This window comes from Fictibacillus sp. EA-CB0309 (assembly GCF_055814265.1).
This window is the reverse complement of the sequence record NZ_CP169271.1, coordinates 1,741,260-1,757,127: the sequence shown is the minus strand read 5'-3', so window position 1 is coordinate 1,757,127 and position 15,868 is coordinate 1,741,260. Positions and strand designations below refer to the sequence as shown.

14 protein-coding genes and 6 pseudogenes are annotated in these 15,868 nt (G+C 39.1%); 2 read left to right on the top strand and 18 right to left on the bottom strand.

What is annotated here, in order from left to right:
- Window positions 1-348 precede the first annotated feature (348 nt).
- The 15 genes and pseudogenes from ACEWFH_RS09760 to ACEWFH_RS09690 all read right to left on the bottom strand — a co-directional run bounded on the left by ACEWFH_RS09760 (window position 349) and on the right by ACEWFH_RS09690 (window position 11,560).
- Window positions 349-756: an Asp23/Gls24 family envelope stress response protein gene (locus ACEWFH_RS09760; protein ID WP_066242213.1), complete on the bottom strand. Its 408-nt coding sequence runs from the start codon at window positions 754-756 to the stop codon at window positions 349-351.
- A gap of 19 nt (window positions 757-775) precedes the next feature.
- Window positions 776-2,134 carry an acetyl-CoA carboxylase biotin carboxylase subunit gene (accC, locus tag ACEWFH_RS09755; RefSeq protein WP_473727008.1) on the bottom strand — a complete coding sequence of 453 codons (1,359 nt, stop codon included), beginning with the start codon at window positions 2,132-2,134 and terminating at the stop codon, window positions 776-778.
- Between the two features lie 12 nt (window positions 2,135-2,146).
- Window positions 2,147-2,650, bottom strand: a complete 504-nt coding sequence (accB, locus tag ACEWFH_RS09750; protein ID WP_473727007.1) for an acetyl-CoA carboxylase biotin carboxyl carrier protein — start codon at window positions 2,648-2,650, stop codon at window positions 2,147-2,149.
- 510 nt (window positions 2,651-3,160) lie between these two features.
- Window positions 3,161-3,598, bottom strand: coding sequence for a SpoIIIAH-like family protein (locus tag ACEWFH_RS09745; RefSeq protein ID WP_473727006.1), 438 nt, complete (start codon window positions 3,596-3,598; stop codon window positions 3,161-3,163).
- Window positions 3,599-3,602: 4 nt separating this feature from the next.
- Complete coding sequence (gene spoIIIAG / locus ACEWFH_RS09740; protein WP_473727005.1) at window positions 3,603-4,244, bottom strand: stage III sporulation protein AG; 642 nt, start codon at window positions 4,242-4,244, stop codon at window positions 3,603-3,605.
- Between the two features lie 48 nt (window positions 4,245-4,292).
- Window positions 4,293-4,865: a stage III sporulation protein AF gene (spoIIIAF, locus tag ACEWFH_RS09735; protein ID WP_473727004.1), complete on the bottom strand. Its 573-nt coding sequence runs from the start codon at window positions 4,863-4,865 to the stop codon at window positions 4,293-4,295.
- 11 nt (window positions 4,866-4,876) lie between these two features.
- A pseudogene (gene spoIIIAE / locus ACEWFH_RS09730) lies at window positions 4,877-6,059 on the bottom strand (stage III sporulation protein AE).
- A gap of 17 nt (window positions 6,060-6,076) precedes the next feature.
- Window positions 6,077-6,465 (bottom strand): annotated as a pseudogene (gene spoIIIAD / locus ACEWFH_RS09725) (stage III sporulation protein AD).
- A gap of 13 nt (window positions 6,466-6,478) precedes the next feature.
- Window positions 6,479-6,685 carry a stage III sporulation protein AC gene (gene spoIIIAC, locus ACEWFH_RS09720; RefSeq protein WP_066290831.1) on the bottom strand — a complete coding sequence of 69 codons (207 nt, stop codon included), beginning with the start codon at window positions 6,683-6,685 and terminating at the stop codon, window positions 6,479-6,481.
- Between the two features lie 15 nt (window positions 6,686-6,700).
- Window positions 6,701-7,216 (bottom strand): stage III sporulation protein SpoIIIAB, encoded by a 516-nt coding sequence (spoIIIAB, locus tag ACEWFH_RS09715; protein ID WP_473727003.1) that lies wholly within the window; start codon window positions 7,214-7,216, stop codon window positions 6,701-6,703.
- Window positions 7,213-8,141 (bottom strand): annotated as a pseudogene (gene spoIIIAA / locus ACEWFH_RS09710) (stage III sporulation protein AA). Before spoIIIAA ends, spoIIIAB begins: the two are co-directional and overlap by 4 nt.
- 724 nt (window positions 8,142-8,865) lie before the next feature.
- Entirely contained in the window at window positions 8,866-9,423 is a 558-nt protein-coding gene (gene efp, locus ACEWFH_RS09705; RefSeq protein WP_198767749.1) for an elongation factor P, read from the bottom strand.
- Window positions 9,424-9,444: 21 nt separating this feature from the next.
- Window positions 9,445-10,518, bottom strand: coding sequence for a M24 family metallopeptidase (locus ACEWFH_RS09700; protein WP_473727002.1), 1,074 nt, complete (start codon window positions 10,516-10,518; stop codon window positions 9,445-9,447).
- On the bottom strand, window positions 10,515-10,967 hold the full coding sequence (aroQ, locus tag ACEWFH_RS09695; RefSeq protein ID WP_473727001.1) for a type II 3-dehydroquinate dehydratase: 453 nt from the start codon (window positions 10,965-10,967) through the stop codon (window positions 10,515-10,517). The genes ACEWFH_RS09700 and aroQ overlap by 4 nt, the downstream gene beginning before the upstream one ends.
- Before the next feature lie 77 nt (window positions 10,968-11,044).
- Window positions 11,045-11,560 carry a YqhR family membrane protein gene (locus tag ACEWFH_RS09690; protein WP_473727000.1) on the bottom strand — a complete coding sequence of 172 codons (516 nt, stop codon included), beginning with the start codon at window positions 11,558-11,560 and terminating at the stop codon, window positions 11,045-11,047.
- 186 nt (window positions 11,561-11,746) lie between these two features.
- Between ACEWFH_RS09690 and ACEWFH_RS09685 the strand changes: the two are divergent.
- Window positions 11,747-12,690, top strand: a pseudogene (locus ACEWFH_RS09685) (DUF1385 domain-containing protein).
- Between the two features lie 20 nt (window positions 12,691-12,710).
- A complete protein-coding gene (locus ACEWFH_RS09680) occupies window positions 12,711-13,082 on the top strand; it encodes an SA1362 family protein (RefSeq protein ID WP_473726999.1) in 372 nt (123 codons plus the stop codon).
- Between the two features lie 2 nt (window positions 13,083-13,084).
- On the opposite strand, the pseudogene ACEWFH_RS09675 reads toward ACEWFH_RS09680, so the two are convergent.
- The 3 genes and pseudogenes from ACEWFH_RS09675 to splB form a co-directional block, all read right to left on the bottom strand.
- Window positions 13,085-14,025, bottom strand: a pseudogene (locus ACEWFH_RS09675) (patatin-like phospholipase family protein).
- Between the two features lie 231 nt (window positions 14,026-14,256).
- Window positions 14,257-14,673 (bottom strand): transcriptional regulator MntR, encoded by a 417-nt coding sequence (gene mntR, locus ACEWFH_RS09670; protein WP_473727265.1) that lies wholly within the window; start codon window positions 14,671-14,673, stop codon window positions 14,257-14,259.
- A gap of 112 nt (window positions 14,674-14,785) precedes the next feature.
- Window positions 14,786-15,820: pseudogene (gene splB / locus ACEWFH_RS09665) on the bottom strand (spore photoproduct lyase).
- Between the last annotated feature and the right edge of the window lie 48 nt (window positions 15,821-15,868).

Below are 15,868 nucleotides of genomic sequence, written 5' to 3'. Positions count from 1 at the left end.
TTTTTTACTATCTATCAAGGTTTACATGATAAATGAAAAAGTATTTTACCTTTTTATCTTTTGTAGGGTCTCTACAGGATATGGATTTCTTACTCTCCAAATTGCTTTCACTCTATACGAGGTGGGGTATATTTGCTGTTAATTCAGTAAATTCACGAGATAATTCTAGAAATTTATGACTTAATCCGGCGAGTTTAAACTATAATCCGGCGAGATTTGCCTATATACCGGCGAGTCGACATCACTCGATTTTTTTCTGCACCCCTTATACCCTTGCCTTAACTACTCTTAATAAACAACAAGAAAAAAGATCAAAGGGAAGGTTACTCACCTCACCCTTTGATCTTTTTAATAATCTACTTCTGGTGCTTCATTCTGTTTTTCTTTTGAATCGAATTGCACACCGACTACGAATACATTAATATCCGTTGCTTCTAGAGCTGTCATATCTAAAAGAGCTTGTCTGATGTAGTCTTGAATTTTTTGAGCAACGTCTGGAATAGCAACGCCGTATTTCATGGATACGTAAACATCAATTGAAATACCTGTTTCAGAAAGTTCAACTTTTACACCTTTGCCGTGTGTTTTCTTTCCAAGGCGTTCTACAACTCCGCTTGCAAAGCTTCCTCTCATGGATGCTACACCTTCAACGTCTGAAGCAGCAATACTTGCGATTACTTCGATGACTTCAGGTGAGATCTCAACTTTCCCTAGTTCTGATGAGTAACTTTCCATTTCAAATGATAGTTCATTCATCTTTTAAACACCTCCGCACTTATTCGCTTTTTGAAGTTAAATCATGATTTTCTAAAAACTTTGTATTAAAGTCACCATTCACAAAAGTCTCATGGTTTAACAGACGCAGGTGGAACGGAATGGTCGTATGAACTCCTTCAATGACAAATTCACTTAATGCACGTTTCATACGGTCTATCGCTTCTTGTCTCGTATTTCCATATGTGATTACTTTCGCGATCATAGAATCGTAAAATGGCGGGATTGTATAGCCAGGATATACAGCAGAATCGATTCGAACGCCTAGGCCGCCTGGAGGTAGATACATTTCAATCTTTCCAGCAGATGGCATAAAGTTCTTTTCAGGATTCTCTGCATTAATTCTGCACTCGATCGACCAGCCATTAAATTCAATGTCTTCCTGTTTGTATCTTAATTTTTCACCAGAAGCCACTTTAATCTGCTCTTTTATGAGATCAATACCAGTAACCATCTCTGTTACAGGATGCTCTACTTGGATGCGTGTGTTCATCTCCATGAAATAGAACTCACCCGTATTGTGGTCAAAAATGAATTCAACCGTACCTGCGCCAGAGTATTGGACAGCTTCAGCCGCTTTTACAGCAGCGTCTCCCATCTCTTGGCGTTTCGACGGAGAAATAGCTGGAGAAGGCGTCTCCTCAAGAAGCTTTTGAAGACGTCTTTGGATGCTGCAATCTCTTTCTCCTAAGTGAATAACATTTCCATAGTTATCTGCAAGCACCTGTATTTCTACATGCCTAAAGTCTTCAATGTACTTTTCAATATAAACACCCGGGTTGCCAAAAGCAGTTGCCGCTTCTTGCTGAGTAATCGCAATGCCTTTTAAAAGCTCCGTTTCATTCTTTGCTACGCGGATCCCTTTACCCCCACCGCCTGCTGTTGCTTTAATAATTACAGGATACCCAATTTTATTACTGAGTTCAATGGCTTCTTCCTTGTCCCTGATAATCCCGTCAGAACCCGGTACGATAGGAACTCCTGCGTCTGCCATCGTTGCTCTGGCAACATCTTTAATACCCATTTTGTTGATCGCTTCAGCACTCGGACCTACAAATGTAACATTGCATTCCCTGCATAGTTCTGCAAAATCAGCATTCTCAGCCAAGAATCCATACCCAGGATGAATGGCCTCTGAACCAGTTAGTGTCGCAACGCTCATAATGTTTGTGAAGTTTAAGTAACTGTCTTTTGAAGCAGTCGGTCCGATACAATAAGCCTCATCTGCCAAACGGACGTGCAAGGCATCTTTATCAGCTTCTGAATAAACGGCTACTGTTTCAACACCAAGTTCTTTGCACGCTCGAATAATCCGTACTGCAATTTCACCACGGTTTGCTACTAATAGCTTTTTAATCATAGACATAACCTCCTATTCTGCTTTCACAAGGAACAGAGGTTGTCCGTATTCTACTAATTGTCCGTTTTCAACTAATACTTTAACAATCTCACCATTCACTTCTGATTCGATTTCGTTAAATAGTTTCATCGCTTCGATAATACAAACGATGCTGTCTTTTGAAACTTGATCTCCCGGTTTAACAAAAGCTTCTTCATCTGGGGAAGACGCAGCATAAAACGTTCCAACCATAGGTGAAACTACTTTATGTAAGTTAGCATCATCTTCTGCCGGCTTTGTTTCTTGCTTTACTTCAGTGTTCTCTTTTACTGGTTCTGCCGCTGGAACTTGTTCTCTTACTGGCGGTGCTTTAGTTACTACAGGCTGAGACTGCACTTCCTCTGCATGATAAGAAACTGCTGTTCCATCGTTCTTTTTTAGGACGATTTTAGATCCGTCGTTTTCGTATTTAAATTCGTTAATGCTTGATTTGTCAATTAGCTTAATCAGTTCACGGATTTCTTGTATTTTTAGCATCAGATCTCTACTCCTTTTAACAATCCTATCCAGTTTAGATTTTTAGTTAGTACCTTCTATTGTGACTAGGTCTTAACACATGTAATATACCATATTTCTCATTTCATGGATACATTAGAATCAAGTACAAGTTAATAGTACACGAATCTTAGCTATATTGTAAGCGTTTACGACATGTATTCTCTGTTATTCTATCATTACCTGTCACATACAAGTGCAAACCAGTTAAACTTTTAAGTTTCTATAAAATATATCATGAAACTCTGTAAAAATAAAAAACTCTACCCTTTTTTCTTTATTTAAATCCATAATACGAATGAACAATACAGCGTTCTCACATTCATCGGAAAAATCAAAGAAGCTGACTCCCACAGCACAGGGAGCCAGCTCTCATATCTCAGCTCATCAAGAAACAAAACTTGCTACAGCAGAGTTTTTATTTAGATGCGTGGTATTCAACGGCTACAGTCTTGCTGCTGCCCAGGTGTTCATTAGCTACGTTCATAATCTCTACAACTTCTTTTTGGATAATTTATCAGCTTTTACAATTACTTTGATCTGATTGTTCATCGTGCTAACAAGTGCATCATCAAAGCCCATCGACTTGATCAATGTCTCTACTGTTGATTCTTGCATCGTGAGTGACTGAAGCTCTGTCATTTTTGCCCAAGCATCCGCTTGAACTTCTGCTGATGCATCCTCTGAACCTGCAACCGCTACATAATCTGCACTCATCTCATCGCGAACTTCATCTCGCTCTAAACGAAGTGCTGTAAACAGATCATCATTCGCTACTCCTGAAACGGTCGCATCTTTACCTGATTTCTTGCCTGCTTCAAGATAGGCTAAGTCATCTGTTCCACCCGGAGCTGTAATATAATAGACCGATAATACAATAATTAAACTAAGCATCGTTAAAAGCCAAACCGTTTGTTTTTTCAATAACATTTGTTTATTCCCCCTCAGGATTTTTTGGTCCTACAAAAATCTGGTCACTTCCAATATCAAAGATTTTCTTAACAAGCTCGATAATCATTGCCTTTGTCTGAATGCTCTCGGCACCTTGTGCTAAAACAGCCACTCCTTTTATCTTAGGCTTTTCTGTTGTCACGATAATCGGCTCTTCTCTACCATCGTTTGAAATGATAACGACTTTTTCATCTATCTTTTGATCTTCTATCGTTCTTGTGCCGCCATTTTTATCATTTTCTGATGTTGTTTGACTTTGGGTGCTGTCATCTGTAACAAACTCTTTTTTCTCTGTTGTGGAAAGCTCAACCCAGACGGATACTTTTCCTACACCTTGCATCTGTTCTAATAAATCTTTTAGCTCGTTGGAATAACGATCTTCATACGTCTTAATATTCTTATCTGTAACTTCCTTGGCTTGTTTAAAAACTGCTTGAGATTTTTGTTCTGTCTCCATGCCTATTCCATTTAATGCGCTTTTTTGAGCAGGGGAGTCTATCATTTTGCTAATAAACATAAGAGAAATTCCCAATAGAAGTAATGCAAGTAAGTACTTTTGTTTATTCCCTGCTTTATCACTAAGCTGCAGCCGTTTTTTCATCTGTTCCCAAAATGAATGTTTCATTGGGATAACTCCTCTCCCCTTCCAATTGCACCTCAACTTGCTGTGAATCTAGCTGCCACTGGCTGGCCAAGAAATGCACAATTTCATTAGGAACATGGTATTCATGGGCTTCTTTTTTTGTGGATCAGCGATTCTAACATCCACTTCTGAAACTTCTGAAATCCCTGCTTGTTCATGATGTTTGGCCAGTACCACTTTTGCACCAGTAATATCTTCAGGCTTTAACGGCTCCGTACCCATTTCCGTTTGGATTTGAAGATCGACAATTTCTAATTCATACGTCTTTTTCAGCTCCTCCTGAACTTGTTTTTTCATTGGGACAGCCATTTGCTCTAATATATATGCACGTTGTGCGGATTGTATTTCACTTTTATTCTCTTCTATTGAATTTTTTATTTCATTTTCCTTTGCAGCGGCTGGCAGATCCATAGCCAGAAACACTTGATCTAGATCAGAGTTTATAAGTTTAAATAAAGGTGAAAGCATAGCAAGAAGTATAAGTAACCCTACGACCATCTTGATATAGCTTTGAAACTGGTTACCGGGCAATAAAAGTTCAATGACTCCCGCTAATAAGACAAGAATAATAATGTTTGTGATCCACTCCGTTAAAAAGGCCACGATTCCACCTCCTATCGAACCATCAGTGTGACATTACCGGCTGCAATAATAATTGTGATTGCAAGAAAAAACATGATAGAGACAGTCATAAGCGCCGCAAAAATGAACATGACACTTTTACCGATGATACCTAACGATTCTACGATTGGGCCGCCCCTAACGGCTGTAGTAGCGCTGCTGCCATACTGTATATAAATGCGAGAATAAGTACTTTAATTGCTGGGAAGATGGCTAATAAAAGTAATAAAAGAGCTCCAATAATACCAACAGAATTTTTAAGTAAAATAGATGCACTCATAACTGTGTCAGTTGCATCTGTAAACATGCGTCCTACGACCGGAATAAAATTGCCTGTAATAAATTTTGCTGTCTTAATCGTAATTCCATCAGCTACAGCTGCAGTGGCTCCTTGAACACTCATCACACCGAGAAAGACTGTGAAAAAAAGGCCAGAGCACCCATGCTGATATTTCTTAACAATTTTGCGAGTTGCGTCACTTTGTGATGTTCGGACATGGTGGAAACGATACTTAATAAGGCTGATAAAAAAATCAGAGGCAACACGAAGTTTTTAATCAATAGTCCGCTTGTGTTTACTAAAAATAATATGACTGGATGAAAGAACGCCACTGAAGCGATGCTTCCTACTGTTGCCATTAACGCAAGAAGAAGTGGAATGAGTGCAATCATAAAGCTGAGCATATTATCAATCGCTTCTGTTGCGTAAGAGATCGCAACGTGAAAACTATTTAATGCTAAAATGATCAAAACCATGTAGATGATGCCATATGCTACTTTTGATATGGCTGAACGATCAAAAGCATTCTGGATAGATTGCAGGAGCATACTGAATACGGTTAACAATATTAAAGTTCCTAACAGCTTTCCGTGAACGGCAAGCTCATGAAACATAAATTTCAAAAGGCCCAACATATACCCTTTTAGGGAGAAATCCTTCTCTCCTTTTACAAATTCAAGAAACGTTCCTTTTTGACTTTCTGGCAAAAAACCACCATATTCACTAGAGATACTATCCCAATATTGTTTAATTTCATCAAGCTGCATGGATGAGACTTGTTGTTCTACCATTTTCGAAGTGATTGAGCTCGCAGATGCAGATTCTGAGTAGCCAAATAGCATATAAGAGAAGAATACTAGCATAGTTAGACTTGTCCGCATCAACTTTGTCTGCATCTTTACAACCTGCTTTCTTATTTGGGAATAAGCGTCAGCACGGTTTCAATAATAACCGTCAATATAGGTATAGCCATCACAAGGATCAGGATCTTACCTCCAAGTTCAATCTTAGAAGCAATGGCTCCCTGACCTGCATCCCGTGTAATCTGTGCTCCAAATTCTGCAATATAAGCGATTCCAATAATCTTTAATAACGTTTCTACATAAACCATATTCACGTTTGCATTAATTGCAAGTCGCTGGAGCATGGTTAATATTTGTCCAATTTTATCGATCAGAAACAAAAAATTCCTGCTCCGACCATGAGTGTAACCAAAAAGGCGAAATTCGCTTTTTGTTCTTTAAGGACTAAGGCTAAGAAAGCAGCGACCAGCCCAAAACCAACAATTTGGATAATTTCCAATCTGGCCCCCTCCTTAATTCTGAAACAAAAAGACTCCTTTTACCTTTTGAAACAAGTCATCTAAAAGTGTGATGACCATAAAAAGGGCAACAACAAATCCTAATAACGTTACCCAGTGCGCGTAATCCTCTTTTCCAATCATTTTTAAAACGGTATGAAGCATCGCGACAATTATTCCTAGTCCTGCAATCTGAAACACTGCATTTACATCCAATCCCATATGTGAGACCTCCTGTTACATTAAGAGAATAACGATTAAAAGTCCCATTAACACCCCAAGACTTTTGCACATTTTTTCATAGCGTTCTTGTATGTCCCTTGCTTCTTTTTCCTCACGATTAAGGTGGGCAAGTGTTAACTGTATCTGTTTTTGCTGATGCTCTTTGTCATGTCTGCCAAGCGTTGATCCAAACTGGCGAAGCACTTCTATTTCTCCAACCTTAAAAGACGTTTCCTTTGCTAATACAGCCAGTTGGCTGTCCCATGCTTCTTGAACGGAGAGTTCCCCTTCGACCAATAAATCAGAAATAGTAAGAAAAAACGAAGATAATGGCTCTTTTAATGGTTTTCCTATATGCTGAAACGCTTCATGAAGAGGTGTTGATCCGTACATGATCTCTGCCTCTAGTGCTTGAAGCGTGACTTTTAGTTCTCTTAATTTCTTAGGTCTTTCTCTTACACGTTTTGCCCATTCAAATCCAAATATCGTCGTTGCAGAAAGAATAGCGATCGCACCAAGCCAACTCATCATGCTGCACCACCTGACGACCGATAGATCTCTTTGAAATCCCTGTTATAAATCCGTTGTATTGTACCTGGACCTTTATCCCTGCTTAAAATGACATATCTTTGAAACAATGAAAGACCGGATAATGGTTTCATTACAGGCCTTTTGAGCGCATCTTCCAAACTGCTTCCATGCGCAGTGAAAATCATCTGTACACCTGCATGCATAGCCTCCAGAATAGCCTCACCGTCTTCTTTTCTCCCGATTTCATCCACGATTAAAACTTGCGGACTCATTGAACGTATAAGCATCATCATACCTTCCGCTTTTGGGCAGGCATCCAGTACATCCACTCTTTTTCCAAGGGAATGTTGGGGAATTCCTTTAATAGAACCCGCTATTTCAGAACGCTCATCAACGATTCCCACTTTAAAAGACGGAATTTTTTTTGGTTTACGCCACAACTGACTAGCCTTGCAATATCTCTTAAAAGGGTGGTTTTCCCGGTTTGCGGAGGACCGATCAGCAATGTATTCAGCCAATTTTCCTGAAATAGGTAGGGAAGCAGCGGTTCTGCGATTCCTATTTTTTCCCTCGCAATCCTTACATTAAATGAACTGATATCTTTGATAGCTTTAACAAAACCATGTTCAGTGATCACTTTACCTGCTAGTCCTACACGATGACCTCCAGAAATCGTAATATAACCCCGCTTCAGCTCTTCTTCTAGCGCATATAAAGAATGCTGACTTAAACGATTGAGCAATACTTGGGATTCTTCTGCAGAAATCGGTTTTTCTGACGGATAGATTGGCTTACCCGAACATAAAATTTCTAACGGCTGCCCGATCCTAACTCTAATTTCCTCAACTGATTGAAGGACAGATGCTGGCATATTTCTTAATGTATGCTGAATTTCATCCGGAAAAAGTCTAAAAATGGTTTCCATAACCCGTTCTCCTTTAAAAGGCTAGTACTATAAACGTATGGCTTATCCCTACGCTTTATGCCAATAAAGGGAGGTTTAGTAGAACTGTTGAGAAAAATGAAGTGAGTTTAAGGGAGATGTTTTAGAGAGGAAAGTAAATTAAGCTTTATTACACCTTGATTAATCAGGTAGGAGCTGAAAATTCAAATGCTAGGCGATTTTACCAGATTTTGATTATATTAGATCTAGTAAATTTCATTTTTAGCGCACACAATTATAATTTGGTAGAGAGAATGATATAAAATTACGCAGAAATAGAAGCAATCATTATTTAAAATGAGTTGATCTTTTAAATGAATGAAAATCATTCTTTTTTTATGTTAGAAAGTGCCTAGAGGGAGTATTTTCAACTGTCGGAGCGAAAAGTGGAACGCACTGAGCGAAACTATGGCTAGTTGGAGTGAAAATAGGGATCCACGGGGCGAAATGGGAGTTGTTTGGAGCGAAACACCGCCCAGTTTGAGCGAACGTGTAACAAATAAAAGAACACGTACCCTAAAATTGATAAAAACGCTAACTATAGAGTAGTAACGTAAGAACTGCATAGAACTGTTACTCACCACACGCCCCGTACCGTAGAAACCGAGCAGCATGGAGTGGAATTCAACCACTTCCAATAATAACAGAGTTTAAAAAAGCCTCCTCCCAATAAAAGAATCAGGATGAGGCTTTTCTAACTATTTAACTATGCACGTGATACGTAAGCAGCATTTCTTGTATCGATGATAAGCTTGTCTCCTTGGTTAACAAAGAAAGGAACTTGTACGATCAATCCTGTTTCAAGTGTAGCAGGCTTTGTTCCACCAGAAGCTGTATCACCTTTGATTCCAGGCTCAGTCTCAGCGACTACTAATTCTACTGTGTTCGGAAGTTCAACACCAATCGTTTCACCTTGATACGTCATGATGTGAACAGTCATGTTCTCAAGCAAGTACTTTAGCTCATATTCAATTTGAGAAGCTTGAAGTTCAATTTGCTCATAAGATTCGTTATCCATAAACGTATGCGTATCTCCTGATGCATATAGATATTGCATTTTACGGTTTTCGATATGAGCTTTTGCAACTTTCTCTCCGCCACGGAATGTTTTTTCCTGGATACCGCCAGTACGAAGGTTACGAAGTTTAGAGCGAACGAATGCCGCTCCTTTTCCTGGTTTAACATGTTGGAATTCAAGAACTTGCCAAATTCCTCCATCTACTTCAATCGTTAATCCTGTTTTAAAATCGTTTACTGAAATCATGTTTTTATCCTCCTGAATCGTTTAACTAATCGTTAAAAGAGTTTTTGTTGAATGAGTAAGTAATTCGTTACCGTCTTTCGTGATAAGTGTATCGTCTTCAATACGAACTCCACCTATGCCTGAAACATAAATTCCAGGTTCTACAGTAACAAGCATCCCCGGCTCAAGAATTGTATCAGACTTCATGGATAAAGCAGGTCCTTCATGAACATCTAAGCCTATTCCATGGCCTGTTGAATGTCCAAAATAGTCTCCAAATCCTTTTGAAGCTATATAATCCCGTGTTAACGCATCTGCTTCCTTGCCCGTCATTCCCGGCTTGATGCCTTTCATTCCTAGCATCTGGGCTTCATAGACAACTTGATAGATCTCTTTAAGCTCATCTGAAACATTACCGATCGCAACCGTACGAGTAATATCAGAACAATAACCTTTGTAGTATGCACCAAAATCCAAGGTTACTAATTCACCAGTCTCAATCTTTTTATCTGAAGCAACACCGTGTGGAAGGGCTGAACGATAGCCTGAAGCCACAATAATATCAAATGATGAAGAAGTTGCTCCATTTTTTCTCATAAAGAACTCTAACTCATTTGAAACTTCACGTTCCGTAAGGCCTGGACGAATATACTCTATGATATGTGAAAAAGCGGCATCGGCAATGTGTGCAGCATCCTTTACTATCTTAATCTCTGATTCATCCTTTATCAAGCGCAACTTTTCCACCAGCCCCGTTACAGGTACTAGTCCGGTCTCATGTGATTCTAATTGTTTCTCATATGTACGGTAAGAAGAATATGTAACATGATCTTGTTCAAAACCAAGTTTCTGAATGGAAAGTTCTTTCGTTAACTTTGCCACTTCTTCTGGAATCGGTGCGGTATGCATGACAACTCGGTAACCCTCTGCCTGTTCAGCTGCCTGTGTCTTATAGCGGAAGTCCGTAACCAATATAGCCTCTTCCTTTGTAATCAAAAGCACACCTGAACTACCTTTAAATCCACTTAAATAGAAGCGATTTGAAGAAGAAGTAACTAGCAATGCATCAATATCAAACGTTTCAAATAACTCTCTCGCTTTTTCTACACGTCTCATATTGTATCCCCCTTTAATTGATTGTTAAAAGCATGAAGCGCTAATTTATAACTATCAAAACCAAATCCTGAAATCTGTCCGATCGTAACTGGGGCAATAACAGATTCACGTCGAAATTCCTCCCGAGCATGAACATTTGACAAATGGACTTCTATTACAGGGACATCCACACTGGCGATTGCGTCTCTAATCGCATAACTATAATGAGTATAAGCCCCTGCGTTTAAGACGATACCCTGGAATTGTCCTGCAGCACTGTGAATTAAATCAATGATATCCCCTTCACTATTGCTTTGTTTAAAGGAAACTGCCATTAGAAGTTTTGCAGATAACGCTTCTAGTTCGTTTTCTAGATCGTCCAATGTTTTTGCACCATATATGCCAGGCTCCCGTTTTCCCAATCTGTTTAAATTCGGTCCATTAATGATAAGAAAATTTCTGTTGTCCATCGGAAACACCTAGCCTTTGCATAAAAAAATAGAATGTTCATAAAACATTCTATCATAGCAGCTAAACATTTGAATAGTTACGAACTTTGTGTTGATTCCTTATTCCCATGTGCCTGGCCATAACGTTCACTGTATTCAAAGGATATGGAGTACCCTACAAAAACCCCATATAAAATATAAATACAAAGCGTCGTTGTAATCGTGTTTTTACCAATCGTATTCATAGGCTCTAAACCAGGAAATATAGGGTGAAGCAAATAGAACACAATCGCCCACAACGCCACTCCAAATAAAATTCCCGCCCACATCGACTTAATCTTAGCAAAGGCATAACGATACGCGATCGCTACAAGAATGGATAGTAAAGCGACGATTAGGATACTGATCAGTTGCCCGAGCCACAGAGACTTCCATTTTCCGAGTGCCCATGGTGCTAAAACGAGAGCAGGACCTACTTTTGAAAAATTAAAGTAGTATGCAATAAAACCAAATGAAGCCCATATTAGACCTCCAAAAAAACCAACCCCTATCACTCTGCTCATGAACGAGGATTGAGACTCTTGTTTATCTTGTTCTAATTTTGAATCGCTCATATACGATCACCTCCAACATTTCTAGTATGTCCACAAAACCACTGCCCAAACTTATAGACATTGATCAATCATAATCCGTGTAAAACATGTATAAAATGGGAAAAATACAATCATCCCTTGTGGAGGATTATCCGGCTTTACTGTAGAATAGAAAGTACCTACAAAACTTTAGGCTGGGGGTTCAACATGACAAAAGAGAAAAAGCCCGCTTACGGCGGTCAAGCCGTACTTGAAGGGGTTATGTTTGCCGGTAAACACACATACGTTACGGCAATACGGAGAAATGATGATTCCATCGAGTATTTTGAACTAAAAAAGAAACCTTCTCCTATTTTATCTAAATTAAAGAAGATTCCTTTTTTACGAGGATTTATAGCGATTATCGAAGCGAGCATGAACGGCACTCAGCATTTAAACTTTTCAGCTGAACGGTTTGGAGTAGAGCCTGGAGAAGAAGAACAAGCAGAAGAAGAAAAACCATCTAAGTTTGCTTTTTCTTTTCTTTAGCCATTATCGGTGTATTATCTTTTCTATTTGGAAAGTTTGTGTTCACACTCGTACCTGTATTTTTAGCAGAAGCATTTCGCTTTGTCGTACCAGGGCACTTAGGTCAAAATCTTCTAGAAGGATTGTTCAAGTTTATCTTTTTATTAAGCTACATTTATTTCGTTTCGTTAACACCAGCGATTAAACGGGTATTTATGTATCATGGTGCAGAACACAAAGTCATCAATACTTTCGAAGCTGGTGATGAACTAACGATCGAGAACGTGAAACGCCACTCTAGACTTCATTACCGATGCGGCAGCAGTTTTATCTTATTTACAGTCATCGTGGGAATGTTTATCTATTATTTCTTCCCATCTGATCCGCTTTGGCTAAGAATTTTATGCAGACTTGCGCTTATTCCTGTCGTTTTAGGGGTATCTTTTGAAGTATTACAGTTAACGAATAAATTAAGAGACGTTCCCGTTCTCCGTTACCTTGGATACCCGGGACTATGGCTTCAACTATTAACAACAAAAGAACCTGATGAAAAACAAATAGAAGTTTCCATACTTTCTTTTAATGAAATGTTACGTCGTGACGCATCCTATGAAAGTGAAAAAAACGCTAGTCAAATCGTTTAAATCATAAGGAGGTGAACCTGTTGCAACAGAATAACAGAAAATTGCATCCTATCATTTGGTTTGTTATATCACTGGCTATTGTCGGTATTCTTTATCAACTAGTCACTTCACCTCGCGATTTGTTTACAACCATTCTGATCGGAGCAGCAGTGGTCGCCGTGTTTTACTTTATCTTTCGGAGAACCTCATCGGGTGTAAACGGCAAATATAGAAAAGCAGTCAAACAGTCGCAAAAGCGGTATGGCTCCAATCAAAAACCGCCGAAAGCATCTCCGCTGTTTCCAAACAAAAAGACTGCAAAAAGTTCCGCTCAGAAAAAGAGAACACGTGAACATCATTTAACCGTGATCGAAGGTAAAAAGAACAAGAAAAAAAATCGAGCCTCCTTTTAGGATTAGGCTCGATTTTTGTATGCTGGGTTATATGCTGGATGCGGATGCCTCTTCCCTGCAATCCAATTTTGCAAAAAGTGCTCTGCTCGATCATGACCAAATGTATATAATTCATTTTTCGCTTCGGACGAGAGTTGAAAATCAATTACCGAAACATGTTTAACCGGCATAAATATAATATCTCTCGCATCGTGCGAGTCAATATAGCGGTTATCATGTGCTTGCATCATCGTTTCGAATAATGCTTTAAACAGTTGTACAGCATTCTTTACATTATGTGTTGGAATGTGATCATTAATATATGAACTTAACTGAAACCCTAATACCGGGCGGATCGGAACACGATCTTTCCTTTGGTACAGCCACATCGGAAAGTTGCTCAATACCCCTCCATCAACAATATAGCTTTTCTGTCCGACACGATTAAATAACTTGATCGGGTAAAAAAATATGGTAGACTACAGCTCATTCTTACTGCACGCGCAATCGGAAATCGTTCAGGCAGCAACCCATATTCTTCTAAATCGTCTGGCAAGACAATCAACCTGCCTCTTGTAATATCAGAAGCAATAATCTTCAAGCTGCCATAAGGGATATCTGCAAAAGTCACGATCCCCCTTGCAGCTAACAGTGACGCCACCCAGTTTTCCAAGTAATCTCCTTTAAACAATCCTAGTTTCCAATATAACTTTATCCAGTTCATAAAGGGAATTGGCACAATCGTTTTACTCGTATCAAGAAATTTTCGAAAGTCCAATTTATCAATTATTTCTTTCATTTCTCCTGCCGAATAGCCAGCCTTAATTAAAGCTGCCATCAACGCACCTGCACTCGTTCCTGCTACCCTCTCAAAAGTAAGCCCTCGATTTTCAGCTGCTTCAACAGCTCCGATCAAAGAAAGTGCCTTGATGCCTCCTCCAGAAAAAACACCATCAATCCGCATAAACATCTCCTCCACTACTATCCTAATCAGCAGAAGATGTCCTTTATAACCGATTCAAGAAAAATAAAGTCTTTTGTCACAAGCTTTTTTATTTAAAAAGTCCTTCATGATGAAGATTAAATTTACTGTCCACTTTTTAGATTTTACTGTCCACTTCTCACAAAATACTGTCCACTTGCACCTACAGCATTGATAAGACCATTCACCCAAAATAAAAAAACAACCATAAATTTATGATTGTTCTTGTTCTTCATTCTTCGCTTGTACTTCCCTTAATAGCTTCAATCGGTTCTCATCTTCTTCAAAGAACTGCACGAGATCTCCAATTCGATCTATAGCGTTCCAGCTTAAGTGATGCTCGATTCCCTCAACATCTTGATAGATGTTTTCTTGGTCTACCCCAATAACCTTCAAAAATTCTTCAAGTAATTCATGTCTGTAAACTAAACGTTTACCGAGCTTTTTGCCATTCGGCGTTAAAACGAATCCTCTGTATTTTTCATAAACGACATACTTGCCTTTGTCGAGTTTCTGAATCATTTTGGTTACAGAAGAGGGATGCACTTCTAGGTTCTCAGCAAGATCTGATACCCTGGCATAGCCTTTCTCTTCGATAAGGGCGTAAATGCGTTCTATATAGTCTTCCATACTTGGGGTTGGCGGCAAAATGTTCCCTCCCTATATACTAAACCAGCTTGGTCTCTATAAAAAGGATACTATAGAATGGTAAGCGTGACAAGGGAAGGCCCTAATCACTCCATCACGTAAAATACTCGATCTTTGCTGTTGGAAACATTGTATGAATGTAATTTTCAACCGTTTCCCGTAATCTTGTCGCTTGATCATCTTGATACACATATTTACCGATTCCATAACGTCCCCATTTATATTTACGCTCTTCTTCGTTCATTTCAAGCTTAGATTTTGGATAGTTTTTTCAATAACTTTTTTGCTGGTTTCGTAAAACGGTGTTGAATGAGTTCAAACGTTAGGTCGTTTGTTAAATGTTTCGGAATTTTCGCTTCTAATATGTCAAAAAGTTCTTTATATCCTTCTTCCCAATCTTTATGAAGATATAGGGGAGCTACGATAAATCCTAACGGGTACCCAGCTTCCGCAACTCGTATAGCCGCATTAATACGCTCTTCCAACGGACTTGTTCCGAGTTCAAAATTTTTGATCACATATTGAGAATTCACACTAAAACGAAAACGGGTTCTTCCTTGATGTTTGGCATCCAGTAAATGATCAACGTGATGATACTTTGTTGTGAAACGAAGTCTGCCTAAATCTGTTGCACCAAAAATTCAATCGCTCTTTTTAAGTTATGTGTAAGGTGATCGATCCCAACGATATCAGATGTACACGATGCCTCAAACCTGGTAACTTCCGGTGCTCGCTCTTGCATATACTTTTCAGCTTGAGCAAAAATTTCATCCGTATTTACATAGGTCCTTAAATACGGCTTGCTGCCAAGTGTCGTCTGTAAGTAACAATAGTGACAATGACCCATGCATCCCGTTGCAAGAGGAATAGCGTATTCAGCAGACGGCTTAGACGAATCAAACTTCAAGGTCTTTCTGATTCCGACCACAAGCGTTGATTTAGCCGTTCTGTATTTTTGAAAATCGTTATCTCCTGGCAGATCACGTATTTGATTATGTGAAGTCGTTTCTCTAATCTCAACTTCCAACTTGCTGAATCGATCGAACAATTCTTTTCCTAACGGATATTCAAGTGCACGCGGTTCAAAATAGATCAACTGCGGCATAAAAGGTTTATTGGCACCTGCCATAACAAAACACCCCACAATTTTTTTCACAAATGATGGAGTTAGTATGTG

What these genes read in the sequence shown, in the direction of transcription:
- ACEWFH_RS09760 (WP_066242213.1), bottom strand. Translation starts at nt 756, where the DNA reads ATGAATGAACTATCATTTGAAATGGAAAGTTACTCATCAGAACTAGGG.
- accC (WP_473727008.1), bottom strand. Translation starts at nt 2,134, where the DNA reads ATGATTAAAAAGCTATTAGTAGCAAACCGTGGTGAAATTGCAGTACGG.
- accB (WP_473727007.1), bottom strand. Translation starts at nt 2,650, where the DNA reads ATGCTAAAAATACAAGAAATCCGTGAACTGATTAAGCTAATTGACAAA.
- ACEWFH_RS09745 (WP_473727006.1), bottom strand. Translation starts at nt 3,598, where the DNA reads ATGTTATTGAAAAAACAAACGGTTTGGCTTTTAACGATGCTTAGTTTA.
- spoIIIAG (WP_473727005.1), bottom strand. Translation starts at nt 4,244, where the DNA reads ATGAAACATTCATTTTGGGAACAGATGAAAAAACGGCTGCAGCTTAGT.
- spoIIIAC (WP_066290831.1), bottom strand. Translation starts at nt 6,685, where the DNA reads ATGGGATTGGATGTAAATGCAGTGTTTCAGATTGCAGGACTAGGAATA.
- spoIIIAB (WP_473727003.1), bottom strand. Translation starts at nt 7,216, where the DNA reads ATGATGAGTTGGCTTGGTGCGATCGCTATTCTTTCTGCAACGACGATA.
- efp (WP_198767749.1), bottom strand. Translation starts at nt 9,423, where the DNA reads ATGATTTCAGTAAACGATTTTAAAACAGGATTAACGATTGAAGTAGAT.
- ACEWFH_RS09700 (WP_473727002.1), bottom strand. Translation starts at nt 10,518, where the DNA reads ATGAGACGTGTAGAAAAAGCGAGAGAGTTATTTGAAACGTTTGATATT.
- aroQ (WP_473727001.1), bottom strand. Translation starts at nt 10,967, where the DNA reads ATGGACAACAGAAATTTTCTTATCATTAATGGACCGAATTTAAACAGA.
- ACEWFH_RS09690 (WP_473727000.1), bottom strand. Translation starts at nt 11,560, where the DNA reads ATGAGCGATTCAAAATTAGAACAAGATAAACAAGAGTCTCAATCCTCG.
- mntR (WP_473727265.1), bottom strand. Translation starts at nt 14,673, where the DNA reads ATGGAAGACTATATAGAACGCATTTACGCCCTTATCGAAGAGAAAGGC.